Source organism: Streptomyces sp. NPDC054794 (genome assembly GCF_053611585.1).
Window position 1 is genome coordinate 97,038 of record NZ_JBSHAQ010000001.1, and the last position, 26,407, is coordinate 123,444.

Annotated in this window: 20 protein-coding genes; 17 read left to right on the top strand and 3 right to left on the bottom strand. The window is 72.1% G+C overall.

What is annotated here, in order from left to right:
• Positions 1-92 precede the first annotated feature (92 nt).
• Positions 93-1,094, bottom strand: a complete 1,002-nt coding sequence (locus ACWGKT_RS00450) for a LacI family DNA-binding transcriptional regulator (RefSeq protein ID WP_453272079.1) — start codon at positions 1,092-1,094, stop codon at positions 93-95.
• Between the two features lie 261 nt (positions 1,095-1,355).
• On the opposite strand from ACWGKT_RS00450, the gene ACWGKT_RS00455 reads away from it, so the two are divergent.
• The 7 genes from ACWGKT_RS00455 (at position 1,356) to ACWGKT_RS00485 (ending at position 11,807) form a co-directional block, all read left to right on the top strand.
• Entirely contained in the window at positions 1,356-2,648 is a 1,293-nt protein-coding gene (locus ACWGKT_RS00455) for an ABC transporter substrate-binding protein (protein ID WP_453271846.1), read from the top strand.
• 22 nt (positions 2,649-2,670) lie between these two features.
• Positions 2,671-3,558 carry a carbohydrate ABC transporter permease gene (locus tag ACWGKT_RS00460; RefSeq protein ID WP_453271847.1) on the top strand — a complete coding sequence of 296 codons (888 nt, stop codon included), beginning with the start codon at positions 2,671-2,673 and terminating at the stop codon, positions 3,556-3,558.
• Positions 3,555-4,460, top strand: a complete 906-nt coding sequence (locus ACWGKT_RS00465; protein ID WP_453271848.1) for a carbohydrate ABC transporter permease — start codon at positions 3,555-3,557, stop codon at positions 4,458-4,460. The genes ACWGKT_RS00460 and ACWGKT_RS00465 overlap by 4 nt, the downstream gene beginning before the upstream one ends.
• A gap of 28 nt (positions 4,461-4,488) precedes the next feature.
• Positions 4,489-5,745, top strand: coding sequence for a glycoside hydrolase 5 family protein (locus tag ACWGKT_RS00470; protein WP_453271849.1), 1,257 nt, complete (start codon positions 4,489-4,491; stop codon positions 5,743-5,745).
• Positions 5,742-7,739 (top strand): endo-beta-N-acetylglucosaminidase, encoded by a 1,998-nt coding sequence (locus ACWGKT_RS00475; RefSeq protein ID WP_453271850.1) that lies wholly within the window; start codon positions 5,742-5,744, stop codon positions 7,737-7,739. Before ACWGKT_RS00470 ends, ACWGKT_RS00475 begins: the two co-directional genes overlap by 4 nt.
• Before the next feature lie 31 nt (positions 7,740-7,770).
• Positions 7,771-10,791 carry an alpha-mannosidase gene (locus ACWGKT_RS00480; protein WP_453271851.1) on the top strand — a complete coding sequence of 1,007 codons (3,021 nt, stop codon included), beginning with the start codon at positions 7,771-7,773 and terminating at the stop codon, positions 10,789-10,791.
• A 548-nt stretch (positions 10,792-11,339) separates the two neighbouring features.
• Positions 11,340-11,807, top strand: coding sequence for a DUF4231 domain-containing protein (locus tag ACWGKT_RS00485; RefSeq protein ID WP_453271852.1), 468 nt, complete (start codon positions 11,340-11,342; stop codon positions 11,805-11,807).
• A 9-nt stretch (positions 11,808-11,816) separates the two neighbouring features.
• Here the strand turns inward: ACWGKT_RS00485 and ACWGKT_RS00490 are convergent, their stop codons facing one another.
• Complete coding sequence (locus tag ACWGKT_RS00490) at positions 11,817-12,518, bottom strand: FadR/GntR family transcriptional regulator (protein WP_356150403.1); 702 nt, start codon at positions 12,516-12,518, stop codon at positions 11,817-11,819.
• Between the two features lie 164 nt (positions 12,519-12,682).
• On the opposite strand from ACWGKT_RS00490, the gene ACWGKT_RS00495 reads away from it, so the two are divergent.
• From ACWGKT_RS00495 to ACWGKT_RS00530, 8 genes are read left to right on the top strand one after another with little or no spacing between them, the layout of a single operon-like run.
• Complete coding sequence (locus ACWGKT_RS00495) at positions 12,683-13,792, top strand: sugar ABC transporter substrate-binding protein (RefSeq protein WP_453271853.1); 1,110 nt, start codon at positions 12,683-12,685, stop codon at positions 13,790-13,792.
• Entirely contained in the window at positions 13,789-15,291 is a 1,503-nt protein-coding gene (locus ACWGKT_RS00500; protein WP_453271854.1) for a sugar ABC transporter ATP-binding protein, read from the top strand. Before ACWGKT_RS00495 ends, ACWGKT_RS00500 begins: the two co-directional genes overlap by 4 nt.
• On the top strand, positions 15,284-16,309 hold the full coding sequence (locus tag ACWGKT_RS00505; protein WP_356150409.1) for an ABC transporter permease: 1,026 nt from the start codon (positions 15,284-15,286) through the stop codon (positions 16,307-16,309). Before ACWGKT_RS00500 ends, ACWGKT_RS00505 begins: the two co-directional genes overlap by 8 nt.
• Before the next feature lie 38 nt (positions 16,310-16,347).
• Entirely contained in the window at positions 16,348-17,688 is a 1,341-nt protein-coding gene (locus tag ACWGKT_RS00510; RefSeq protein ID WP_453271855.1) for an L-fuconate dehydratase, read from the top strand.
• Entirely contained in the window at positions 17,685-18,440 is a 756-nt protein-coding gene (locus ACWGKT_RS00515) for an SDR family NAD(P)-dependent oxidoreductase (protein WP_453271856.1), read from the top strand. The genes ACWGKT_RS00510 and ACWGKT_RS00515 overlap by 4 nt, the downstream gene beginning before the upstream one ends.
• A complete protein-coding gene (locus ACWGKT_RS00520; RefSeq protein WP_453271857.1) occupies positions 18,437-19,405 on the top strand; it encodes an aldo/keto reductase in 969 nt (322 codons plus the stop codon). Before ACWGKT_RS00515 ends, ACWGKT_RS00520 begins: the two co-directional genes overlap by 4 nt.
• Positions 19,402-19,716, top strand: coding sequence for an L-rhamnose mutarotase (locus ACWGKT_RS00525; protein ID WP_356150416.1), 315 nt, complete (start codon positions 19,402-19,404; stop codon positions 19,714-19,716). The genes ACWGKT_RS00520 and ACWGKT_RS00525 overlap by 4 nt, the downstream gene beginning before the upstream one ends.
• The gene (locus ACWGKT_RS00530; protein ID WP_453271858.1) at positions 19,713-20,549 is read left to right on the top strand and encodes an amidohydrolase family protein; all 837 of its coding nucleotides are present in this window, start codon (positions 19,713-19,715) and stop codon (positions 20,547-20,549) included. Before ACWGKT_RS00525 ends, ACWGKT_RS00530 begins: the two co-directional genes overlap by 4 nt.
• Positions 20,550-20,579: 30 nt before the next feature.
• Here the strand turns inward: ACWGKT_RS00530 and ACWGKT_RS00535 are convergent, their stop codons facing one another.
• The gene (locus tag ACWGKT_RS00535) at positions 20,580-22,001 is read right to left on the bottom strand and encodes a lipase maturation factor family protein (protein ID WP_356150420.1); all 1,422 of its coding nucleotides are present in this window, start codon (positions 21,999-22,001) and stop codon (positions 20,580-20,582) included.
• A 173-nt stretch (positions 22,002-22,174) separates the two neighbouring features.
• Between ACWGKT_RS00535 and ACWGKT_RS00540 the strand changes: the two genes are divergently transcribed.
• The gene (locus ACWGKT_RS00540; protein ID WP_453271859.1) at positions 22,175-24,241 is read left to right on the top strand and encodes a DUF6777 domain-containing protein; all 2,067 of its coding nucleotides are present in this window, start codon (positions 22,175-22,177) and stop codon (positions 24,239-24,241) included.
• Positions 24,242-24,300: 59 nt separating this feature from the next.
• The gene (locus ACWGKT_RS00545; protein ID WP_453271860.1) at positions 24,301-26,391 is read left to right on the top strand and encodes a SpoIIE family protein phosphatase; all 2,091 of its coding nucleotides are present in this window, start codon (positions 24,301-24,303) and stop codon (positions 26,389-26,391) included.
• Positions 26,392-26,407: the final 16 nt, after the last annotated feature.

Consider the following 26,407-nt stretch of genomic DNA (forward strand, 5'->3'; position numbering starts at 1 on the left):
CCGACCCGGTGCATGTCCCGCTCGACGCCTACTTCGACAACGACGGCATCGACACGGCCACCGCGCGCGGCGAGGTGTGTGGGCAGCACGGTTCACGCAACGCTCGTGCTGCCCCGCCCGATCAGCCGCGGTACCGGTACCCGGACCGTTCGGGCCGGGCCGCCGTCCAGCAGTGCGGTCAGTTCGGTCGCGGCCGTGCGGCCGAACTGCACGCTGTCCCGGGACAGGGCCGACAGCCAGGGCTGGACCATGCGGCACAGGGCCGAGTCCTCCCAGGAGATCACCGAGACGTCCGCCGGTACGGAGAAGCCGAGTTCGGACGCGGCGGCGAGGCCGGCGACGGCCATCACGTCGTTGTCGTAGATGAGGGCGGTCGGGGCGGGGGAGCGGCGCAGGACGCGGCGGGTGACGGCCGCGCCCTCCGTGTCGGAGTAGTCGGTGGTCACGGAGGTCACCTCGGTGAGGCCGCGCCGCTCGGCCTCCGCGCGCAGGGTGCGGATGCGGCGCTGGGTGTGCGCGAGGTCGGGCAGGCCCGCGATGTGCACGATCCGGCGATGCCCGAGCGCGGTCAACTCGTCGACCACGGAGGCCATCGCGCCCGCGTCGTCCGCCCACACCGTGGACAGGCCCGGGTGGCGCTCGTCCGGCGCGCCGCCGATCACCACGGCGGGCAGGCCGAGTTCGTCGAGCAGGTCGGGGCGCGGGTCGTCGGCGCGCGGGTCCACCACCAGGACGCCGTCCACCCGGTGCTCGGCCCACCAGCGCCGGTAGACCGCGCACTCGTCGTCGAGATCCTGGGCGATCTGGAACAGCAGACCCAGATGGCGTTCGGCCAGCACCTCCTGGATGCCCGAGACGAGTTGGAGGAAGAAGGAGTCCACGCCCAGCGTGCCCGCCGGGCGCGCCAGGACGAAGCCGACCGTGGCCGCGCCCTCCCCGGACAGGGCGCGGGCCGCCGTGCTGGGCCGCCAGCCCAGCTGCTCGGCGACCCGGCGCACCCGGTCCCGGGTGGCCTCGGAGACCCCGGGCCGATCGTTGAGCGCGAAGGAGACCGCGCTCTCGGAGACCCCGGCGCGGCGCGCGATGTCCTTCATCGTCGGCCGGCGCGCGGGCGATCGTCTGCCCGACACCCTGTCCCCTTTCGGGATCCACTAATGCGCTTGAGTTCAACCAACCTAAAGCGCATTAGCGATCGAGGCAATAGTCCGTACGTGAGCCTGTGAACAGGGGATTTGAGGGCAAGGTGGCCAACTAATGCATTTAGCTGGGGCGAATCCATTGACGGGCCCCGGAAACGGCGTGCAAGGTCTGGCCCGGCACCTTCGACCACCTTCCTCGCAAAGGAGCCGTCCACCGTGCACCTGACTCGCAGAACGTTCGCCGCCGTCGCGGCCGCCGCCCTCCTGCTGCCGCTGAGCGCCTGCGGCTCCGGTGACGACGACGGCGGATCGACCGACGCCTCGGGCAAGGTCGAGGGTGACATCACCTTCCAGACCTGGAACCTGCGCGCCAACTTCAAGGACTACTTCGAGGGGGTGATCGCCGGCTTCGAGAAGAAGTACCCGGGCACCCACGTGAAGTGGATCGACCAGCCCGCCGAGGGCTACGCCGACAAGCTCAGCGCCGACGCCGCCGGCGGCACCCTGCCCGACGTCGTCAACGTCTCGCCCGACCTCCTCGCCCCGCTCGCCAAGGCCGGTCTCGCCCTCGACCTGGACAAGGCGGCCGGAAAGTACAAGTCCGAATACCTCCAAGGGGCTTGGGCCGGCCACCAGGTACCGGGGATGAGCGGGACGTACGCCTTCCCCTGGTACCTGAACACCGGGCCGCTCTTCTACAACAAGTCCCTGTTCGAGAAGGCGGGGCTCAACCCCGACCAGCCCCCGAAGACCTACGACGAACTCTTCGCCGACGCCCTGCGGATGGCGAAGCAGAGCGGCGGCAAGGTCGCCACCCTGGCCAACGTGCCCACCGTCGAGGACTTCGGGCGCTACGGCGTACCGCTCATGAACGAACAGGGCACCGGCTTCGCCTTCAACGACCCGAAGGGCGTCCGACTCCTCACCAAGTACAAGGAGTTGTTCGACGCCAAGGCGCTCGACACGCAGGCCCTGACCGCGACCCCGGAGTCCTCCGGGAAGAAGTTCCTCACCGAGGCCGTCGCCATGAACCCCGGCAGCGCCCTCGACCTCGGCAACTTCAAGAAGAACGCGCCGAACCTGTACAAGAACATCGGCATCACCGACCAGATCACCAGCACCGGCCACGTCAACATGTACGTGATGGGCGTGATGGTCAACTCCCGCACCAAGCACACCCCGGCCGCCGTCGCCTTCGCGCACTACGTCACCGACGCGGAGAACCAGATGTCCTTCGCCAAGAAGGTCGCCATCTTCCCGAGCACCGCCGGCTCCCTCGACGACCCGTACTTCACCAAGGAGGACGGCACCGACGAGACACGGGTGCGCATCGCCGCCGCCAAGTCCCTGAAGAACGCGGTCAACTACACGCCCGTGCTGTTCAGCGAGCAGATGAAGACCGCGCTGCGCAACGAGGTCGCCCGGGCGTTGCAGGGCAAGGAGAGTCCCAAGACGGCTCTTGACAACGCTGTCAAGGCCTGCGACCGGCTCCTTCAGCAGCAGGGCTGAGCCCGGCATGGTGAATCCCGCGATGTCCCGCGTCACCCGGGTGCGGCGCCACCTGCCCACCAGCCCCTGGCTGTTCGCCGCCCCGGGGCTGCTGATCACCGGCGTGTTCGTGCTCTACCCGTTCGTCTCCACGCTGGTCAACTCGCTCACCGACCGCCGCACCCTGATCCCGGGTCACTTCGTGGGCCTCGCCAACTTCCGTGAGCTGCTCCACGACGACATGTTCTGGACCGGGCTGCGCAACAGCTCGCTGTACGTCGTCGGCGTCGTCCCGGCGCTGGTGATCCTGCCCCTGCTGCTCGCCCTCCTGGTCCAGAAGAACATCCCCGGCATCACCTTCTTCCGGTCCGCCTTCTACACCCCGGTCGTCGCCTCGATCGTCGTGGTCGGCCTCATCTGGGTGTGGCTGCTCGACGAACGCGGCCTGGTCAACTCCCTGCTGGAGGCCGTCGGCATCGGCCGGGTCGGCTTCCTCAGCGACCAGTGGCTGCTCCTGCTGAGCGCCATGGCCGTCACGGTCTGGAAGGGCCTCGGCTACTACATGATCATTTACCTGGCCGCGCTGGCGAACGTGCCCCGCGAACTGCACGAGGCCGCCGCGGTGGACGGCGCGGGCCCGGTGCGCCGCTTCCTCACCGTCACCGTGCCCGCCGTGCGCTCCACCATGGTCCTGGTCGCCGCGCTCTCCTCGGTGGCCGCCTTCAAGGTGTTCTCCGAGGTGTACCTGATGGCCGGCCCGAGCGGCGGCCCGGCCGGCGAGGACACCACCCTCGTCATGCTGGTGCAGCGCACCGGCACCGGCCTGACCGGCCGCGTCGGCTACGCCTCCGCCCTGTCCGTCGTCGTCTTCGTGGTGACGGTCGCGCTCATGCTGCTCGTCCTGCGCACCGACCGGAGGGAGGAGTCATGAGCGTCGTCGAGAAGGTACGACCCGCCCCGGCGCCCCCCGTCCCGGGCGAGGCGCGCGTCACCGACGAGCACGGCCGGCGGATACGCGTCTGGGAGCTGGTCCTGCGCTACGCGCTGCTCCTCGTCGTGCTGGCCCTCACCGTCGGCCCGTTCCTGTGGCAGCTGTCCACCTCGCTCAAGGGCCCCACCGAGGACATCTTCAGCTCCCCGCCCTCGTTCCTGCCGAGCCGTCCCACCCTGCACAACTACGAACGGGTCGCGGACACCATCCCGGTGTGGGACTACGCCCTCAACTCGCTCAAGGTCGCCACCGCCAACGTCGCCACGAACTGCGTGGGTTCGGCGCTCGCCGGGTACGCCCTGGCCCGGCTGCGCTACCGGGGCCGGCGCGCGGCCACGCTCGCCTTCATCCTCGCGATGCTCGTGCCCGTCGAGGGCATCGTCATCGCCCAGTTCACGACGATGCGTGAACTCGGCCTGAACAACACGCTCATCGGCGTCGTCCTGCCCGGCTCGATCGGCGCCATGAACGTCCTGCTGATGCGCAACGCCTTCGCCAACCTCCCCTACGAGATCGAGGAGGCGGCCTTCGTCGACGGCGCCGACGCCTGGCAGCGTTTCCTGCGGATCGCCCTGCCCTCGGTGAAGGGGACCCTCGCCGTGGTCGCCGTCTTCGCCTTCATGGGTGCCTGGGACGACTTCCTGTGGCCGCTCATCGTGCTCAGCGACCCGTCCCGGTTCACGCTCACCATCGGCCTCAACTACCTGCACGGCACCTTCGCCAATGACGAACGGCTCGTCGCCGCCGGCACGGTCATCGCCGTCGCGCCACTCATCGCCCTCTTCGCCTGCCTCCAGCGGTACTTCTTCCGCGGCGTGGGCGAGGGTGCCGTCAAGGGCTGAACCCACCCAGCGTCACCAAGGACACCGCATGCCTGCTGCCGTCCGCTTCGGCGTCAACTACACCCCCAGCGAAGGGTGGTTCCACCACTGGCTCGACTTCGACCTCGACGCCGTACGTGCCGACCTCGACTCCATCGCCGCACTCGGCCTGGACCACATCCGGGTCTTCCCGCTGTGGCCGTACTTCCAGCCCAACCGCGCCCTGATCCGCCCGCGCGCCGTCGAGGACCTCGTCCGGCTCGTCGACGCGGCCGCCGAGCGCGGGCTCGACGTCGGCGTGGACGCGCTCCAGGGCCATCTGTCGAGCTTCGACTTCCTGCCGGCCTGGACCCGCACCTGGCACCGGCGCAACCTGTTCACCGACCCGGAGGTGCTCGACGGCCAGGCCGCCTATCTGCACACCCTCGCCACCGCCCTCGCCGACCGGCCCGGCTTCCTCGGCCTGACCCTCGGCAACGAGGTCAACCAGTTCTCGGCCGGTCCGCACCCCGACCCCGACCGGGCCACCGCCGACCAGATCGACGCCTGGCTGATGCGGATGCTCGCGGCCTGCGAGAAGGGCGCCCCCGGCAAGCTGCACCTGCACGCCGAGTACGACGCGACCTGGTACCAGGACGACATGCCGTTCACCCCGGCCCAGGCCGCCCGGCACGGCGCCGTCACGGCCGTCCACTCCTGGGTCTTCAACGGCACCGCGCAGCGCTACGGCCGTACCGCCGTGCCCACCGAACACCACGCCGCGTACCTCGTCGAACTCTGCAAGGCCTGGGCCGACGACCCGCGCCGGCCGGTCTGGCTGCAGGAGGTCGGCGCCCCCGCCCCGCTGATCCCCGCCGAGCACGCGGCCGCGTTCACCGAGGCGACCGTCGCCCACGCCCTGGACTGCCCCGGCCTGTGGGGCATCACCTGGTGGTGCTCCCACGACGTCTCCCGCACCCTCGCCGACTTCCCCGAACTGGAGTACACGCTCGGCCTGCTGACCAACGACCGGCGGCCCAAGGACCTCGCCCGGGTCCTCGCCGACGCGGCCCGCACGAACGCGTACGCCCCCGCGCCGCGCACCACCGCGCTCGTCGTCCCCGCCGATCCGGCCCACCGCTCCCGCTGCGCCCCCGGTGGTCCCGTCTTCGACGCCTTCTTCCGGCTCACCGCCGACGGCGCCCGCCCCACCACCGTCCTCGACACGCGCGCGGCCGACCAGGACCATCTCGCCGCACGCGGCATCACCGAAGTCGTCACTCCCGACCAGGTACTCCCCACCCCACAAGGAGGCACCCGCTCGTGAAGCCCAGCAGACGAACCGTCCTGATCGCCGGCACCGCCGCCGCCCTGGCACCTGCCCGGCCGGCCGCCGGGGCCCCGCGCGCCGCCGCCGCGAACCCGCCGTACGCGTCCTACTGGTACCCGGACTCGTTCCCCGCGGGCAGCCCGGACACCGGTGTCACCTGGCGCAGTCTGAAGGCCTGGCGGCCGGCCGACGACGCCGACCTCGCCCTCAACGCCGCCACCGTGCCCCTCGCGGCCCGTTTCACCCCGACCCCGGCCAACACCACGGCCCGCTCCGGGCAGGCCCGCATCCAGGCCCTGGTCTCCTTCGGGCCCACGTCCGCCAACCCCTCCCAGGGCTCGGGCACCGCCGACTACTACGCGCTCTCCCACTGGGCCTACCTCGACGAACTGGTCTTCTGGGGCGGCTCGGCGGGTGAGGGGCTGATCCTCGCCCCCAACGCGCCGATCGTGGACGCGGCCCACCGGCACGGCGTACCCGTGCTCGGCAACATCTTCCTGCCGCCCGTCGCGTACGGCGGGCAGCTGCAGTGGACCCGCGACCTCGTCCAGAAGGACGCCACCGGTCACTACCCGCTCGCCGACCGACTCGTCGCCGTGGCCGCCGCCTACGGCTTCGACGGGTGGTTCGTGAACGCCGAGACGAGCGGCGGCAACACCGCGCTCGGCACCGCCATGCGCGGCTTCCTCAAGGAGCTGAAGTCCCTCGCGGCCGCCAAGGGGCAGCGGGTGACCTGGTACGACGCGATGACCGTGAACGGGACGGTGAGCTGGCAGGGCGCGCTCAACTCCCAGAACCAGGCGTTCTTCCAGACCGCGGACGACATGTTCGTGGACTTCCGGTGGAGCGCGGGCACCCTCGCCTCCTCGGGCCAGAAGGCCGTCCAACTGGGGCGCAGCCGCTACGAGTTGTGGGCGGGCGTCGACGTCGAGTCGAACGGCTCGGACAGCTACGTGAACTGGGACGCCATCGTGCCGGCCGGGAAGGCGCACGTCACCTCGATCGGCTTCTACCGGCCCGAGTGGACACGTAACCACCTGCCGGCGGGGCGCACCCCGGGCGACTTCCACGCCGCCGACGACCGGTTCTGGACGGGACGGTCGCTGGACCCGTCGCGGCCGGACGGCACGGACGGCTGGCGGGCGCCGGCCGTGTCGGTCGCGGACCGGTCGACGGTGACGCGCGTGCCGTTCGCGAGCGTCTTCAACACCGGGCACGGGCTGCGCTGGTACGAGGACGGGGCGGTGACCTCGGACCTGCCGTGGAACCACCTCGGACTCCAGGACCGGCTGCCGTCGCGGCGGTGGGCGGTGCGGACGGCGGGGCAGCGGCCGGAGGTCACGTTCGACTTCGCGGACGCGTGGCGGGGCGGCAGCAGCGTGCTCGTCCAGGGTGAACTGGATCAACCAGCGGTCCTGGACGTGTATGCGACACGGCTGCCGATCACCGCCGACACGGTTGTCGAGCTGACGCATCGCACCGACGCTGGAGGTGTGAACGTCGAGCTCGCCGTCGCCACCGCCGAGCCGAGCGGCGCCGGTGCGACACCGCCGTACACCTATCTGCCCGTGAACTCGGTCAACACCTGGCAGACGTCGACCGTACGGCTCACAGGGCTGTCCGGCACCGTCCACGCCCTCGGCGTCCGGCTCACCGCGACCGACGGTCCCGTGCGCTGGCGGCTCGGCGGGCTCGCCGTCCGCGACACCGCCCCGGCCCCGGCCGCCCCCTCCGACCCGAGGATCACCGCCGCCTCCGGCGGCGACCTGCGCTTCGCCTGGAGCGCCGCTCCCGGTGACGTGCGCCATTACGAGCTGCACCGCGTCCTGCCCGACGGCACCCGGCGCTTCCTCGGCGGCACCTGCCAGCGGGCGTACTTCGTCGCCGGACTCCGGCCCGAGCAGGGCGAGTCGGCGGCACGGTTCGAAGTGCGGGCGGTGGGGGAGCTCTACACCGCGTCGGCCCCCGTGACCGTCACGCACACCTGGTAACCACCCTCGACCCAGCAACGGAGCACCCCGCATGCATGACGACCGCAGCCTGGTCGAAGCCCGCCTCCGCCGTGTCCTCGACGAACGCGTCCGCCCCGCCGTGTACCCCGAGTCCGTACCGCTGGACGTGGCCGTGTGGCACGCGCCCGGCGAACCCGTACCGGTCGAGGAGGGGCTCGCGGCCGAACCCGAGCCGATCGAGGTGGGCGCCCGGTGGGGTGCTCCCTGGGGCACCAGCTGGTTCCGGGTGACGGGGACCGTCCCCGAGGCCTGGGCCGGGAAGACCGTCGAGGCCCTCCTGGACCTCGGCTTCGACGAGAACATGCCCGGCTTCCAGTGCGAGGGCCTGGTCTACCGCCCCGACGGCACCCCGGTGAAGGGCCTCAACCCGCGCAACCAGTGGGTCCGCGTCGGCGCCCCCGTCGAGGGCGGCGAGCGGGTGCGGCTGCACATCGAGGCCGCCTCCAACCCGGTCGTCCTCGACTACCACCCCTTCCGGCCCACACGGCTGGGCGACAAGGAGACCGCGGGCACCGAGCCCCAGTACACGCTCACCCGCATGGACCTCGCGGTCTTCGACGAGACCGTGTGGCAGCTGGTGATCGACCTGGAGGTGCTCGGCGAGCTGATGGCCGAGCTGCCGGTGGACTCGGCCCGCCGCTGGGACCTGCTGCGCGCGCTGGAGCGGGCGCTGGACGCGATCGACCTCCAGGACGTGGGCGGGACGGCGGCGCGGGCCCGGTCCTGCCTCACCGACGTCCTGTCCGCGCCCGCCGTCCCCTCCGCCCACCGCGTCAGCGCCGTCGGGCACGCGCACATCGACTCGGCGTGGCTGTGGCCGCTGCGCGAGACCGTGCGCAAGGTGGCCCGCACGACCGCCAACATGACCGCGCTCCTGGAGGACGAGCCCGAGTTCGTCTTCGCCATGTCCCAGGCCCAGCAGTGGGCGTGGGTGAAGGAACACCGGCCCGAGGTGTGGGCGCGGGTGAAGAAGGCGGTGACGGACGGGCGGTTCGTGCCGGCCGGCGGCATGTGGGTGGAGTCGGACACCAACATGCCGGGCTCGGAGGCGATGGCCCGTCAGTTCGTGCACGGCAAGCGGTTCTTCCTCGACGAGTTCGGCGTCGAGAACCAGGAGGCCTGGCTGCCCGACACCTTTGGCTTCGCCGCGGGCCTGCCGCAGATCATCCGGGCCGCGGGCGCGAAGTGGCTGCTCACGCAGAAGATCTCCTGGTCCCAGACCAACAAGTTCCCGCACCACACCTTCCAGTGGGAGGGCATCGACGGCACTCGGATCTTCACCCACTTCCCGCCGGTCGACACCTACAACTGCTCCATGCGCGGCTCGGAAATCGCCCACGCGGCCCGCAACTTCAAGGACAAGGGGTCTGCCCGCCACTCCCTCGCGCCGACCGGCTGGGGCGACGGGGGCGGCGGCACGACCCGCGAGATGATCGCCAAGGCGGGCCGGCTGCGGGACCTGGAGGGCTCGGCCACCGTCCGCTGGGAGACGCCCGAGGCGTTCTTCGAGAAGGCCGAGGCCGAATACCCCCACCCGCCGGTCTGGGTCGGCGAGCTCTACCTCGAACTCCACCGCGCCACCCTCACCAGCCAGGCGAAGACCAAGCAGGGCAACCGCCGCAGCGAACACCTCCTGCGCGAGGCCGAACTGTGGGCGGCCACCGCCACTGTTCGCACTGAATTCCCCTACCCCTACGAGGAGTTGGACCGCATCTGGAAGACGGTCCTGCTGCACCAGTTCCACGACATCCTGCCCGGCTCGTCCATCGCCTGGGTGCACCGCGAGGCCCGCGCCACCTACGACCGCCTCGCCGCCGAACTGGGCGCGATCATCGACGCCGCCCAGCGTGCCCTGGCCGGTGAGGGCGAGACCGCTCTCGTCTTCAACGCGGCCCCGCACCCGCGCGCGGGTGTACCGGCGGGCGGCGCGGCCGCACCGGTGGCGCAGGGTGCGACGACCGTGTCGCCCCGCCCGGACGGCGGACACGTCCTCGACAACGGCCTGCTGCGGATCGCCGTCGACGCCCGGGGCCTGGTCGTCTCGGCGTACGACATCGGGGCCGGCCGCGAGACCGTGGCCCCCGGCCGGGCCGCGAACCTCCTCCAACTCCACCCCGACTTCCCGAACATGTGGGACGCCTGGGACGTCGATGCCTTCTACCGCAACAGCGTCACGGACCTCACGGACCTCGACGAGCTGGGCGTCGGCGAGGACGGCGGCTCGGTTCGGATCGTCCGCTCCTTCGGCTCCTCGCGCGTCACCCAGGTGCTGTCGCTGCCGCCGGGCGAGCGGCGGCTGGTGCTCGACACGGAGGTCGACTGGCACGAGACCGAGAAGTTCCTCAAGCTGGCCTTCCCGCTCGACCTGCACGCCGAACGGTACGCGTCCGAGACCCAGTTCGGGCATTTCCACCGCCCCACTCACACCAACACCTCCTGGGAGGCGGCCAAGTTCGAGGCCTGCAACCACCGCTTCGTCCATCTGGAGGAACCCGGCTGGGGCGTGTCGATCGTCAACGACTCCACCTACGGCCACGACGTCACCCGCACCGTCCGCACCGACGGTGACCGCGGTACGACCACCACGGTCCGGGTCTCCCTGCTGCGTGCCCCCCGCTTCCCCGACCCCGAGACCGACCAGGGCGTCCATCGCTTCCGGCACGCCCTGGTCCCCGGGGCGGGTATCGGGGACGCGGTCCGCGAGGGCTGGCGGATCAACCTGCCGGAACGCCGCCTGCCCGGCGCCCGCGAGGTCGCCCCGCTGGTCACCGTGGACAACGAGGCGGTCGTGATCACGGCGGTGAAACTGGCCGACGACGGCAGCGGCGACGTGGTGGTCCGCTTCCACGAGGCCCACGGCGGACGCGCCGTTGCCACGCTCACGGCGGGCTTCCCGGTCACGGGCGTCACGGCGACGGACCTGCTGGAGCGACCGGGAGAGCGGGAGGCGACGCTCGTGTGGGACGGGGCCCGGGTCACCGTACGGCTGCGCCCGTTCGAGCTCATGACTCTGCGCCTGCAGCGGGGTTGAGCCTGTCGCGCGTCTGCGTCGGTGGGTGGGTCGGTCTCACGTCTGCGTCGGGGTTGGGCTCGTCTCGCGCCTGTGTCGGGGTTGGGTCCGTCTCGCGCGTGCGTCGGGGTTGGGTCCGTCTCGCGCCCGTGCTGGGGGTGGGTCCGTCTCGCGCCCGTGCTGGGGTTGGGTCCGTCTCGCGCCCGTGCTGGGGGTGGGTCCGTCTCGCGCCTGTGTCGGGGTTGGGCCGTCTCGCGCGTGCGTCGGGGTTGGGCCCCTCTCGCGGCCGTGCCGGGGTTGAGTCCGTCCCGTGCCGGTGTCGGGGGTGGGCCCACGTCGGGGTTGGATTCGCCCCGCGCCCGCGCCGGAGTTGAGCCCGCCCCGCGCCCGCCGGAGTTGAGCCCGTCCCGCGCCCGCGCCGGAGTTGAGCCCGTCCCGCGCCCGCGCCGGAGTTGAGCCCGCCCCGCGCCCGCCGGAGTTGAGCCCGTCCCACGCCCGCCGGAGTTGACCCCGCCCCGCTCCCGCGCCCCCGCTTTGCCCGGTGCGGGCGCGGGGACCATGATGTGGCGATGAGACGAAGAAGGGTCCCCGACCAGTCCTGGGCCGCGGAGCCTGATCCCCTGCTGGCGCTCGCGCGGCGGGAGTTGACGTTCTACGCGACGGCCTGCGAGCGGGCCAGGCGGCTGCACTACGTCACCGAGATCGGCGCGCTCGCCACCACCTCGGTGACGGTCGTGGCCGCCGGTCTGCGCGCTCCCGCCTGGCTGACCGCCCTGATCGCGGGCGGCGCCGTCTTCTTCACGGGCATGCGGCAGCTGTTCGGGGCCGGCTCGCGCTGGGTGCTGGCCGCGCAGGCGCGCGAGACGCTGCGCCAGGCGGTCGATCGCTATCTCCTGCTGCCCGAGGAGGGACGGGACGCGGCGGCGCGGCAGGCGCTCCAGACGGTGATCGAGGAGGTGCACACCAACGAGCTGCGGGCCTGGTCCGAGGCGCAGGCCCAGCGCCCGGAACCGCCCGTGCCCGCGGCGGGAGGCTGACCAGCCGGCTCAGGAACCCAGCTGCGCCCTGAGCCACTCCTCCACCTCGCCCACGTGCGCGGCCGCCGCCGCCCGTGCCGCCTCCGGGTCGCGGGCCGCCAACGCCCGGTGGATGGCGGCGTGTTCGCGGCGGGTGCGGGCGAAGGCACCCTCCTCCTGGTAGCCGCGCCACACGCGGGCGCGGAAGGTGCGCGAAGACAGTCCGTCCAGGATGGCCGCCATGGTCTCGTTGCCCGCGGCGTTCGCGATCTCGCGGTGGAAGGCCAGATCGTGGGCGAGGATCTCCTCGGGGTCGTCGGTGGCGTTCATGGCCGTCAGATGCTTCTCCACCTCGGCCAGCCGGTCCGGGGTGATGCGCGCGGCGGCCAGCGCCGTCGCCGTGGACTCCAGGACCCGGCGCACCTCCAACAGCTCCACCAGACGGGGGCCCCGGGACAGATCGGCGACGACGCCGAAGGTCTCCAGCAGATCACCCGCTTCGAGCGCCGTGACGTAGATCCCGGACCCGTGCCGGGCCTCCAGCACGCCCAGGACCGTCAGCGCGCGGATCGCCTCGCGCATCGAGCTGCGGGAGATGCCCAGCTGGGCGGCCAGATCGCGCTCGGTGGGCAGCCGCTCCCCGGGCTCCAGCCGGCCCTCGCCGATCATCGCCTTGATCTGCTCGATGGCGCGCTGCGTCACCGTGCCCTTCTGCGGGGCTGCTTCGTCCACGCCACTCCTCCAGTCAGCGGGTGCGTCGCAGTCTAGTCATGGAGGTGGTCGGACCACTACGTGCGAGAAGCGGGAAAATTCCGGTTCGGAGGCTGTTGTTTCGAGGGAGTGGTCTGATAAGTATGCGGGCAACTGCTCGACCACGCTCGATGAGGAGCTGCCAGATGCCCGGCAGAACAGTGCGGAAACCGAGTAACCCGAGTAACCCCAGTGACCCGAGGCACCCGCGGAAGCGGAACCGGTCCAGGACGATCGGCATGGCGGCCCTGGCCGTCGGCACCTCGCTCGTGCTCGCCGCCTGCGGCAGCACCAAGGACAGCGCGAGCGCGGGAAGCGGCGGCACCGGCAAGGTCGGGGTGGTCCTGCCCCTGCTGACCTCGCCGTTCTGGCAGTCGTACAACGACTACGTACCCAAGATGGCCAAGTCCGAGGGCGTCGACGCGCTGAAGACGGTCAACTCCAACAGCGACCCCTCGCAGCAGATCACCGACATCAACAACGAGCTCAACCAGGGCGTCAAGGGCCTGGTCGTCGCCCCCCTGGACAGCGCCGCCATCGAGGCCGGCCTCGACCAGGCGAAGCGCAAGGGCGTGCCGGTCGTCGCCGTCGACGTCGCCCCCGACAAGGGCATGGTCGCGATGGTCGTCCGCGCCGACAACGTCGCCTACGGCGAGAAGGCCTGCGACTACCTCGGCAAGCACATCACCAGCGGCAAGGTCGTGCAGATCATGGGCGACCTCGCCTCGGTCAACGGCCGGGACCGCTCCGAGGCCTTCCGCGCCTGCGTGAAGAAGAACTACCCGCAGCTCAAGGTGCTGGAGATCCCCGCCAAGTGGGAGTCCGACACCGCCGCCTCCAAGCTCGACACGCTGCTCAACGCCAACCCCGACATCAAGGGCATCTACCTGCAGGCCGGCGGCGTGTACCTGGCGCCCACCCTGCAGACCCTCAAGTCGAAGAACATGCTCAAGGCGGCCGGGCAGAAGGGCCACATCGCCATCGTCTCCAACGACGGCATCCCGCAGGAGTTCGACGCCATCCGCAAGGGCGAGATCGACGCCACCGTCTCCCAGCCCGCCGACGCCTACGCCCGGTACGGCATGTACTACATCAAGGCGGCCATGGCCGGGAAGACGTTCCAGCCCGGTCCCACCGACCACGGCTCGACGATCGTCAAGCTGCCCAGCGGCATCCTGGAGGACCAGCTGCCGGCGCCCCTGGTCACCAAGGAGAACGTCGACGACCCGAAGCTGTGGGGCAACACGGTCCAATGAGCGCACCCGGGATCACGCCTCTGGTGGAAGCGCGGGGCATCGTCAAGCGGTACGGCCCCACGGTCGCCCTCGCCGACGGCCGGCTCACGGTGCTGCCCGGCGAGTCGCACGCGCTCGTCGGCCGCAACGGCGCCGGCAAGTCCACCCTCGTCAACGTCCTCACCGGCCTCCAGGCACCGGACGAGGGCACGGTCCGCTTCGACGGCGAGCCCGCGCCCGCGCTCGCCGACCGCGACGCCTGGCGCCGCAAGGTCGCCTGCGTCTACCAGAAGCCCACCGTCGTACCGGAGTTGACGGTCGCCGAGAACCTCTTCATCAACCGGCAGCCCCTGCACCGGGGGTTCATCAGCTGGCGCCGGTTGAGGAGCGAGGCGGCCGCGCTCCTCGACACCTGGGACGTCCATGTCGACCCCGAGGCGCGCACCGCCGACCTCAAGGTCGAGGACCGCCAAATGGTCGAGATCGCCCGGGCGTTGAGCTTCGGCGCCCGGTTCATCGTCCTCGACGAGCCGACCGCCCAGCTCGACAACCGCGAGATCGAGCGGCTGTTCACCCGCATGCGGGCCCTGCAGGACTCCGGCGTCACCTTCCTGTTCATCTCGCACCACCTCCAGGAGGTGTACGAGGTCTGCCAGACCGTCACCGTGCTGCGCGACGCCCGCTGGATCACCACCGCTCCGGTCGCCGACCTGCCCAGGTCGGCGCTGGTGGAGGCGATGGCGGGCGAGTCCGTCGAGGACCGGGCGTACACCCGGGACACGGTGGCCGCCGATGCCCCGGTCGTGCTCGACGTGCGCGGTCTGACCTCCGCCGCGTACCGGGACGTCGACCTCACGGTCCGCCGCGGTGAGGTCGTCGGACTCGCCGGCATCAGCGGCAGCGGCAAGACCGAGCTGGCCGAGTCCCTCGCAGGACTGCACACTCCGAGCGGGGGCAGTGCCGAACTCGACGGCGCGAGGCTCCCGTTCGGCGACGTACGGGCCGCGCTGGCGGCGGGCGTCGGCTGTGTGCCCCGCGACCGGCACGAACAGGGCCTCGTCCCGGGCATGACCGTCGGGGACAACACCACGTTGACCGTCCTGGACCGGCTCGGCCGCTTCGGTCTCGTCGGCACCGACCGCCGACGCGGCGTCGCCACCGGGCTGATCGAACGCCTCGACATCCACACCGAGGGCCCCGAACAGCCCGTGTCCGACCTCTCCGGCGGCAACGCGCAGAAGGTCGTCATGGCCCGCGCCCTCGCCTGTGACCCGCGGCTGCTCGTCCTGATCAACCCCACCGCGGGCGTCGACGTGAAGTCCAAGGAGTCCCTGCTGGCCCGGGTGGACAACGCCCGCGAGGACGGCACCGCCGTCCTCGTCGTCTCCGACGAACTCGACGACCTGCGCCGCTGCGACCGCGTCCTCGTCCTCTTCCACGGCCGCATCGTCGCCGAGCACCCGGCGGGCTGGCGCGACCACGAGCTGATCGCCTCCATCGAAGGAGTGGACCATGGCTGACACCAAGGCCCCGCCGCTCACCCCGCCGCTCGCCCCCGACCCCCGTGCGGCCCGGACGGTGCTGCTCCGCCGGGCTCGCGAACTCGCCCTGGTCCCGGCCCTGTTGCTGCTCATGGTGCTCGGCGCGGTGGTCAACGACTCCTTCCTGACCGAGCGCAACCTGATCTCGATCCTCGGCGCCTGTGCCGCGCTCGCGATGGTCGTGCTCGCCGAGTCCCTGGTGCTCATCACCGGCAGGTTCGACCTGTCCCTGGAGTCGGTCGTCGGCATCGCGCCCGCCGTGGGCGCGCTCCTCGTCCTGCCGTCCGCCCAGTCCGGCTGGGGCACCGAACTCCCGGCGCCGCTCGCGCTGTTCGCGGTCCTCCTCGTCGGGGCGGCCGTCGGCGCGTTCAACGGCGTCCTCGTCGTCACCTTCCGGCTCAACGCGTTCATCGTGACGCTGGCCATGCTGATCGTGCTGCGCGGACTGCTGGTCGGCGCGACCAAGGGCAGGACCCTCTTCGGCATGCCGGACAGCTTCTACTCCCTGGCCACCACCACCTTCCTGTCCGTCCCGCTGTCGGTGTGGCTGGCGGCGATCGCCTTCGCGGTCGCCGGGCTCGTCCTGCGCTACCACCGCGTCGGCCGCGCCCTGTACGCCATCGGCGGCAACGCGGACGCGGCCCGCGCGGCCGGCATCCGGGTCGAACGCGTGATGCTCGGGGTGTTCGTCGTCGCGGGCGTGCTCGCCTCGGTCGGCGGCATCATGCAGACCGGCTACGTCGGCGCGATCAGCGCCAACCAGGGCAACAACATGATCTTCACCGTGTTCGCGGCCGCGGTGATCGGCGGCATCAGCCTGGACGGCGGCAAGGGCACCATGTTCGGCGCCCTGACCGGCGTACTCCTGCTCGGCGTCGTACAGAACCTGCTCACCCTCGCCCAGGTGCCCTCGTTCTGGATCCAGGCCATCTACGGCGGAATCATCCTGGTCGCCCTCATGATCGCCCGCGTGACGACGGGCCGGGCACAGGACTGACCCGCTCCGCCACCTCCTCACCGACCGAAAGGCCTTCCGTGTCCCCGACCCCCGCCCGCGTGAGCGCGGTCGACACCTACGACATCCGCTTCCCGACCTCGCGCGAGCTGGACGGCTCCGACGCGATGAACCCGGACCCGGACTACTCGGCGGCCTATGTGGTGCTGCGCACCGACGCGGCCGACGGGCACGAGGGGCACGGGTTCACGTTCACCATCGGGCGGGGCAACGATGTCCAGGTCGCGGCGATCCACGCGCTGCGGGACCACGTCCTCGGCCGTACGGTCGAGGAGCTGTGCGACGACCCCGGGTCGCTGTTCCGGGACCTGATCGGCGACAGCCAGCTGCGCTGGCTCGGCCCGGAGAAGGGCGTGATGCACATGGCCATCGGCGCCCTGGTCAACGCGGTCTGGGACCTCGCCGCCAAACGGGCCGCCAAGCCGCTGTGGAGGCTGCTCGCCGACGCCGAACCGGAGTGGCTCGTCCGGCAGATCGACTTCCGGTACATCACGGACGCGCTCACCCCCGAGGAGGCCCTGGGGCTCCTGCGCCGCGGCCGGCCGGGCGCGCCCGAGCGGCGGGCCCGGCTGCTGGAACGCGGCTACCCCGCCTACACCACGTCCGCCGGCTGGCTCGGCTACGACGACGACAAGCTGACCCGGCTGGCCGCCCAGGCGGTCGCCGACGGCTTCGGGCAGATCAAGCTCAAGGTGGGCGCCGACCTCGACGACGACGTGCGCCGCTGCCGCGTCGCCCGCTCGGTGGTCGGCCCCGGCATCCGCATGGCCATCGACGCCAACCAGCGCTGGGACGTCGCGGAGGCGATCCGCTGGACCAGGGCCCTCGCCGAGTTCGACCCGTACTGGATCGAGGAGCCCACCAGCCCCGACGACGTCCTCGGCCACGCGGTGATCCGCAAGGCGGTCGCGCCCGTCAAGGTGGCCACCGGCGAGCACGTGCACAACCGCATCGTCTTCAAGCAGATGCTCCAGGCCGGCGCCCTCGACGTGGTGCAGATCGACGCGGCCCGGGTCGGCGGCGTCAACGAGAACCTCGCCATCCTGCTGCTCGCGGCCAAGTTCGGCGTCCCCGTCTGCCCGCACGCGGGCGGCGTCGGCCTGTGCGAACTCGTCCAGCACCTCTCGATGTTCGACTACCTGGCGGTCTCCGGCACCACCGACGACCGGGTCATCGAATACGTCGACCACCTGCACGACCACTTCCTCGACCCGGTGGTGATCCGCCGGGGTCACTACACGGTACCCACCGCGCCGGGCTTCTCGGCCGCCATGCGGCCCGAGTCCATCGCGCGCTACACGTTCCCCGGCGGCACCTTCTGGGCCGCCGACCCCGAGACGCGGAAGGGACAGGCGGCATGAGCGACTTCGAGGGCCTGACGGCCCTGGTGACCGGCGGTGCCGGCGGGATCGGCCGGGCCACCGCGGAACTCCTCGCCGAGCGCGGCGCCCGGGTCGCCGTCCTCGACCTGGACCCGTCGACGGTGGACAAGCCCCTGCTGGGCCTGCGCGCCGACGTCGGCGACGACGCGTCGGTGCGCGCCGCCGTCGCGCGGGCGGCCGAGGACCTCGGCGGCCTCGACGTCCTGGTCAACAACGCGGGCATCGGCGCCCAGGGCACCGTCGAGGACAACGACGACACGGAATGGCGCCGGGTCTTCGACGTCAACGTCCTCGGCATGGTCCGTGCCGCCCGTGCCGCCCTGCCCCACCTGCGCCGCTCCCGGCACGCGGCGATCGTCAACACCTGCTCGATCGCCGCCACCGCGGGACTTCCGCAGCGCGCCCTCTACAGCGCCACCAAGGGCGCCGTGTACTCCCTGACCCTGGCCATGGCCGCCGACCACGTCCGCGAGGGCATCCGCGTCAACTGCGTCAACCCCGGTACGGCGGACACCCCGTGGATCGGCCGCCTGCTGGACGCCGCCCCCGACCCGGCCGCCGAACGGGCAGCCCTGGAGGCCCGGCAGCCCACCGGACGGCTCGTGTCCGCGGCCGAGGTCGCGGGCGCCATCGCCTATCTGGCGAGCCCGCTCTCCGGCGCCACCACCGGCACCGCCCTCGCCGTCGACGGCGGCATGCAGGGCCTCAGGCTCCGCCCGGCGGGCCGGTGAACACCCTGGGCCGCAGCGGCGTCCGGGTGAGCCCGCTGGCCTTCGGCGCGGCCGGGATCGGCAACCTGTACACCGAGGTCGGCGAGGAACAGGCGTACGAGGCGGTCACGGCCGCCTGGCGCAGCGGCATCCGCTTCTTCGACACCGCCCCGCACTACGGCCTCGGGCTGTCCGAACGGCGCCTGGGCGCCGCCCTGCGGGCCTTCCCCCGCTCCGAGTACGCCGTCGCCACGAAGGTGGGCCGCCGCCTGGAGCCGTCGTCGGAGGGCGGCGACGACCTGGCCGACGGCTTCGCCGTGCCCGCCACGCACCGCCGGGTGTGGGACTTCAGCGCCGACGGCATCCGCCGCACCCTGGAGGCCAGTCTGGACCGGCTCGGCCTCGACCACGTCGACGTCGTGCACCTCCACGACCCGGACGACCACGCCGAGCAGGCCTTCCGTGAGGGCTACCCCGCCCTGGAGCGGCTGCGCTCGGAGGGGGTCGTGGGCGCGATCGGCGCGGGCATGAACCAGGCCGAGATGCTCACCCGGTTCGTCCGCGACACCGATGTCGACGTGGTGCTCTGCGCGGGCCGCTACACCCTGCTGGACCAGCGCGCCCGGACCGAACTGCTGCCCGCGGCCGAAGAACGGGGCGTGTCCGTCGTCCTCGGCGGGGCCTTCAACTCCGGGCTGCTCGCGGACCCGAGACCCGGCGCGACGTACGACTACACACGGGCGCCCGCCGACCTGCTGGAGCGGGCCCTGCGCATGAGGGAGGTCGCCGACCGGCACGGCATCACCCTGCGCGCCGCCGCCCTGGCCTTCTGCTCCGCGCCCCCGGCCGTCGCGAGCGTGCTGGTGGGAGCCCGCTCGGCCGCCGAAGTCCGCGACTGCGCCGAGCAGTTCACCACACCGATCCCCGCGGCGTTCTGGCAGGAACTGCGGGACACCGGCCTGCTGCCCCCCGAGGAGCCGTCATGAGAGTGGCCCTGCACACCAAGGTCCGCGCGGACCGCGTCGCCGCGTACGAGGCCGCCCACCGCGAGGTCCCGAAGGAACTCACCGACGCGATCCGCGCCGCCGGCGCCACCTCCTGGACGATCTGGCGCAGCGGCACCGACCTCTTCCACCTCCTGGAGTGCGCGGACTACGCCCGTCTCCTGGCCGAGTTGGAGGGACTGCCGGTCAACATCGCCTGGCAGGCGCGGATGGCGGAACTCCTCGACGTGGTGCACGACTACTCCGGCGAGGGCGCGGGTGCCGTGCTGCCCGTCGTGTGGGAGCTGCCGTGACCGTCGACGCCCACCACCACGTCTGGGACCTCTCCGTCCGCGACCAGGAATGGATCGCCGGTCCTGAACTCCGGCCGCTGCGACGGAACTTCACGGTCGCCGACCTGGAGGTCGAGGCCCGCCCGGCCGGAGTCCGGCGCACGGTCCTCGTACAGACGGTCACCGTGGCGGAGGAGACCCCGGAGTTCCTGGCCCTGGCGGAGAAACACGAGCTGATCGGCGGGGTCGTGGGCTGGACCGACCTCACCCGCCCCGACGTCCCCGACCAGTTGGCCCGGCTGCGCGAACTCCCCGGCGGCCGCTATCTGAAGGGCATCCGCCACCAGGTCCAGGGCGAACCCGATCCCCAGTGGCTGCTGCGCCCGGACGTACGCCGGGGACTGGCCGCCGTGGCCGACGCGGGGCTGGTGTACGACCTCGTCGTCCTGCCCCACCAGCTGCCGGCCTGCGCCGCGGCGGCCGCGTCCCTGCCCGGGCTCACCTTCGTCCTCGACCACCTGGGCAAGCCGCCCGTCGCCTCGGGCGCGCGGGAACCCTGGGCGCGTGCCGTCCGCACCCTGGCCGCGCTCCCCAACACCGTCTGCAAGCTCTCCGGCCTGGTGACCGAGGCGGACCTCGCCGCCTGGACGGTGGCCGACCTGCGCCCGTACGCCGAGGTGGTGCTGGACGCGTTCGGTCCCGCGCGGCTGATGTTCGGCTCGGACTGGCCGGTGTGCACGCTCGCGGCGACGTACGCCGACGTGCTCGCCGCCGCGCACGAGCTGACGGCCGGTCTCGGCGAGGCCGAACGCACCCAGGTCTTCGAGGGCACCGCCACCCGCGTCTACCTCTGACCGGACCACCGCCCGCAACCCGGGCGGGGCTCACAGCCGCCGCACCCGCGTCGCCAGCCGGGTCGGCGGCAGGTACTCCCGTACGAAGGTCCGCTCCCAGCACGCACCCGTCTCCCGCAGCTCCCGCCAGGTCGTGTAGCGGTAGCGGAACAGGCGGGCGCGGACGAACCGCGGCGGCTCCTCGGCCGGGAACGGCGAGTGGCGCAGCAGCCGCAGCGTGTCGCGGTCGTTCTCCAGCAGGCGCTCCACCAGGCCGCCGAACCAGGACTCGGCGTACATGGGCGACAGCGCGGCGAACCACATCAGCCAGTCCAGGCGCAGATGGTAGGGGGCGAACTGGCGCGGCCAGTGCCGGGGATCGCCGGGCTTGCCCTTGAACTCGTACTCCCGCCAGTCCGCGTCCTCGCGCGGCACGTCGTCGAGCGTGCCCTCGACCACCACCTCGTACCGGACGCGGCTGACACTGCCGAACGCGCCGTAGGTGTTCACCAGGTGCAGGGGGTCGAAGGAGCGGTTCATCACCTGGCGGCGGGAGATCATGTTCCGCACCGGGTGGTAGCTCAGGAAGAGCAGCAGCGCGGCGACGGCGCACACCACGATCTCGTACCAGAGCGGAGCCGCGGGCACGGACGGCGCGGCGGCCGGGATCCGCAGCGCCGACAGGGCCAGCACGATGGTGATCCAGTTCAGCCAGGAGAAGTTGCCGGACAGCACCAGCCACAGCTGGGTGACGATCATCAGGGCGGCGGCGGCCGTGGCGATCGGCTGCGGAGTGAACAGCAGCACGGGCACCACGAGTTGGGTGAAGTGGTTCGCCGCCACCTCCACCCTGTGCAGCGGTTGCGGCAGATGGTGGAAGAACCAGCTCAGCGGGCCCGGCATCGGCTGGGTCTCGTGGTGGTAGTACAGGCAGGTCAGCTTCCGCCAGCAGGCGTCGCCCCGCATCTTGATCAGACCGGCCCCGAACTCGACCCGGAACAGGATCCAGCGCAGCAGGAAGAGCACCAGCACCGGGGGCGCGACCGCGTCGTTGCCCAGGAAGGCGCCGAGGAAGCCGACCTCCAGCAGCAGCGACTCCCAGCCGAACGAGTACCAGGTCTGGCCGACGTTGACGACGGACAGGTACAGCGCCCAGGGGACCAGCCACAGCAGGATCCCGCCCCACAGCGGGAGTTGGCCGTCCAGTCCCGCCAGCAGCGCCGCCGACACGGCACAACCCGCCCAGGAGCAGGCCGCGAAGAAGCGGTCCGAGTAGTGCAGGTGGAACAGGCTCGGCGCACTCCGGAACGACACCCGCGCCAAAAAACGCGGGATCGGCAGCATGCCGCGCTCACCGAGCAGGGCACGGAACTGGAGGGCCGCCGTCAGGAACGCGACGAGATACACGCCGGCCAGGGCCCGCTGGAAGATCAGCCGGCTCCACCAGTAGTCGGGTGCGGTGAACCAGTCCACGGTCGTGCGCTCCTTTCTCCATTGTGGCGCCGGTGGCGCGGGCCGCCGAAGGGCCGTTGAAGGGCCGCCGAAGGGGCCCGTCACTCTGTGTACCCCTCCGCTCCGCTTGCGTGACCCGAGAAAGCCAAGCAGACAATAGTGACGAACGTGCCCGAGATGGATCGGTCGAGACGATGTCGGAGAACGCGGTGCGGAGACCCACCGGAACCATCGTCGCGGCCGGCGCGCTCTCGGCGGCGCTCCTCGTCGCCGGATGCGCCGCCGGCGGCGACCAGGACAACGAGACCAGCGACGAACTCCTCCTGCAGCCGGTCGGAGCCCAAGGCCCCGACCCCTTCACCGGCTCCACGGCCACCACCGCGGACAACCGGACGCCGCGGTCCGAGGACGCCACGGGGGACACCTCCGTGCCGGTGACCGGGATGCGGACCCTCTCCGGCGGCACCCCCGGCCTGTACAGCGGCATCGCGCGGGTCGGCAGTTGCGACGTGCAACGGCAGATCGGCTATCTGACCGCCGACCGCTCCAAGCGCCGCGCCTTCGCCGAGGCCGAGGGCATCTCCGAGGAGACCGTCCCCGCCTACCTGCGGGGGCTGACCCCGGTCGTGCTGCGGGCCGACACCCGCGTCACCAGCCACGGCTACCGGGACGGGCGGGCGGCCGCGTTCCAGTCGGTCCTGCAGGCCGGCACCGCCGTCCTCGTCGACGACCGGGGCATGCCCCGCGTCCGCTGCACCTGCGGCAACCCGCTGAAGGCGCCCGAGGCGACCGGGGGCGGCGCCCGCACCGGCGGGAGCTCCTGGGCCGGCTACCGGCCCGCCGACGTGGTCGAGGTGACGCCGGCGCCGCAGGTCATGACCAGCCTCACGCTCATCGACCTCGGCAGCCGCACCTGGATCGAACGCCGGACGGGCCACGATGTCGCCCGCGACCAGGTCGTACCGCCGCCGGACACGCAGTCGACCGAGGAGCCGGACCCCTACGAGACCGGCTCCGACGCGACCCCGGACGTCGGCCCCTCGGCCGCCCCGGCGGGCTGCACCGCCCCGAGGACCACCGAGCCGGAGATCGGCGGCGTCGCGGCCCCCGCCCTCCCGGCGGGCACCACGGACTGCGCCCCCTCCGCGGCCCCCACGGCCCGCCCCGGCAACCATCCGACCCCCACAGCGGCGGCCATCGCCCCTGGGACCAACACGGGCACCGGCACGGGAGCCGGTTCCGGCACCGGGGCCGGGAAGACCGGCGGGGCCGACTCGGGCGGCGCGGTCCCTCCGGGGAGCGGGATGACGGGGCAGGGGAGTGGGCTGACGGGGCTGGGCAGCGGCTTGACCGGCCAGGGGAGCGGCCTCACGGGCCAGGGGAACGGTCTGACCGGCCAGGCGAACGGCTTGACCGGGCAGGGCAGCGGGCTGACGGGGCAGGGGAGCGGCTTGACCGGCCAAGGCAGCGGTCTCACCGGGCAGGGGAGCGGCTTGACCGGCCAGGGGAACGGTCTGACCGGCCAGGCGAACGGCTTGACCGGGCAGGGCAGCGGGCTGACGGGGCAGGGGAGCGGCCTGACCGCTCAGGGGAGCGGCTTGACCGGCCAAGGCAGCGGTCTCACCGGGCAGGGGAGCGGGTTGACCGGCCAAGGGAACAGCCTTACCGGCCAGGGCAGTGGCCTGACCTACCAGGGGAGCGGTGCGCTCGACCCGGGCTTCGGTGCGCTCGACCCGGGCAGCGGCTTTCCCGGCCAGGGCAGCGTCCTGCCGGATCAGTTCGGCGGAGTCTTTGGCCAGTTCAGCGGTGTCCCCTACCGGATCGGCGGAGTTCCGGACCAGTTCGGTGGTCTCTCTGGCCGCAACGGCGAAGTCCTGGACCGGTCCGCCGGTGGTCCGGGCCGGACCAGCGGAGCCTTGGACCAATTCGGCGGTGTCCCCGGCCCGATCAGCGAAGTCCCCGGCCAGCTGGACGGTGTCCCCGACCCGATCAGCGAAGTCCCTGGCGAGATGGACGGTGTCCCCGGCCGGATCGCCGGCGCCCCCGAGCCGTACACCGGTCTGCCCGACGCCGTCGTAGGCACCGGCCCGGCCGAGGGAACGTTCCCGGCGCTGCCCGTCGACCCCGGCATCGTCCCCGACGCCCCTGCCGTCCCCAACGCTCCCGACGCCACCGGCGACGGCGGCGGCCTCGTCCCGGAGGGCGACCCGGCGGTCACGGGCGGTGCCTTCGGCAGCCCCAGCGGCGACATCGGCGGCTGAGTGCGAACGTGCCGTCAACACCGGTCGAAGAATCGGGCGAATCCTGGCAAGGTGGCCCCATGACTGATCGGGGAGTGAGCGCCCTGTCAGTCCAGGAGGACTGGCCCGCGCACCCGGATCCGATCCTGGCGCTCAATCGCATGGGCTCCTTCGACTGGGATCTGGACTCCGGTCTCCTTCACATGGACGCCCAGGCGCACGAGGTGTTCGACATCCTCCCCGAGGAGTACGACGGACGCCCCGAGAGCCTGTCCCTGAGGGTGCCCCAGCCGGAGAGCAGCAGGCTCGACGCCGTGGTCTCCCAGGCCATCAAGGACGGCAGCGAGAACTACGGCGCGTACTTCCGCATCCGCTGCCGCGACGGCACCATGCGCTGGACGCACACCCAGGGCTACATCCGGCGCGACGAGACGGGCCGGCCCCGCCGGGTCATCGGCATCGTCCGAGACGCCACCCAGGAGCTGAAGGACATCGAGGCGAGCAGCCTCAGGGCCGCCCAGGAGGCGGGCGTCCGCCGGCAGACCAACGTCGTGCAGGTCATCACCGCCGCGCTCTCCCACGCCCGCAGCGTGCAGGACGTCATCGACGTCCTCAAGGACACCCACGGCGTACGGCACCTCGGCGCGACCAGCCTGGTCATGGGCCTGGTGGAGGCCGGCCGGATCCGGCTGGTCGCCGAGGGACCCGAGGGCAGCTTCGTACCCGGCACCCGGGTCACCCGGATCGAAGAGCCCTACCCGATGGGCGAGGTCGTCCGCACGCTCAGCCCGCGCTTCATCCAGTCCCCGGAGGAGTTCGCGGAGGGCTATCCGATCCTCTGGCCGCACATCACCGACCTCAACATCACCTCCGCCGCCTACCTGCCCCTCATCGCGCAGGCCCGTCCGATCGGCGCGATGGGCCTGCTCTACGGCGACCGGCGCGGCTTCTCGGACGAGGAGCGCACCGTCCTGGTCGCGCTCGGCAGCAGCATCGCGCAGAGCCTGCAGCGGGCCATGCTCTACGAGCAGGAGAAGGACCTCGCCCAGGGCCTCCAGCAGGCGATGCTGCCGCGCACCATCCCCAGCGTTCCCGGCGCCGACGTCGCCGTCCGCTACCGCTCCGCCTCCGCCGGGGGCGGCTCGCCCGGCCGGGACATCGGGGGCGACTGGTACGACCTGATCCCCCTGCCGGGCGGCCGGGTGGGCGCCGTGATCGGCGACGTCCAGGGCCACGACACGCACGCGGCGGCCGTCATGGGCCAGCTGCGCATCGTGCTGCGCGCCTATGCCGCCGAGGGACACACCCCGGCCACCGTGATGGCCCGCGCCTCCGTCTTCCTGCACGAACTCGACACCGACCGGTTCGCCACCTGCCTGTACGCCGAGGCCGACCTGTCCACCGGCGTGGTCCAGGTCGTGCGCGCCGGTCATATCGACCCGCTGATCCGGGCGACCGACGGGAGCTGCCGCCGCGTCCCCGTGGACGGCGGACTGCCGCTCGGCCTGTCCGCGGAGTTCGGTCGGCTGGAGTACCCGGTCGCCACCCTCGAACTGGACCCCGGACAGACCCTGCTGCTGTGCACCGACGGCCTCGTCGAGCAGCCCGGCGTCGACCTCGACGACGGCGTGCTTGCCCTCACGCACGTGATCGCCGAGGGCCCGGACGACGTGCGCGGACTCGCCAACCGCCTCATCGAGGTGGCCGAGGCGCGCGGCGGCGACGACGACGTCGCGCTGCTCCTGCTGCGCCGCCGGGTCCTGGACACCGTACGGACCGGCGGCCGGCTCCAGCAGCACGTGACCCCCGGCGACCCGGAGGCCCTGACGCTGGCCCGGCACATGATCCGCGCCGCGGTCCGCGCCTGGGGCGCCCGGGACCGCACCGACGAGATCGAGCTGGTCGCCGACGAGCTGATCACCAACGCCCTGATGCACACCGAGGGCTCCGCGATCGTCACCCTCAGGGTGCTCACCGGCACCGAGCACCGGATACGCGTGGAGGTCGAGGACTCCTCCAGCGCCCTGCCGCGCCGCCGGGAGGCGGGGGAGTCCGGCGTCTCCGGGCGCGGCCTGCTGCTCGTCGACCGGCTCACCGACGTGTGGGGGGTCGAGGCGCGGGGTGGCGGCAAGTGCGTGTGGTGCGAGTTCCTGATGACCGATCGCCGCTGACCCCAGGGGCACCGGA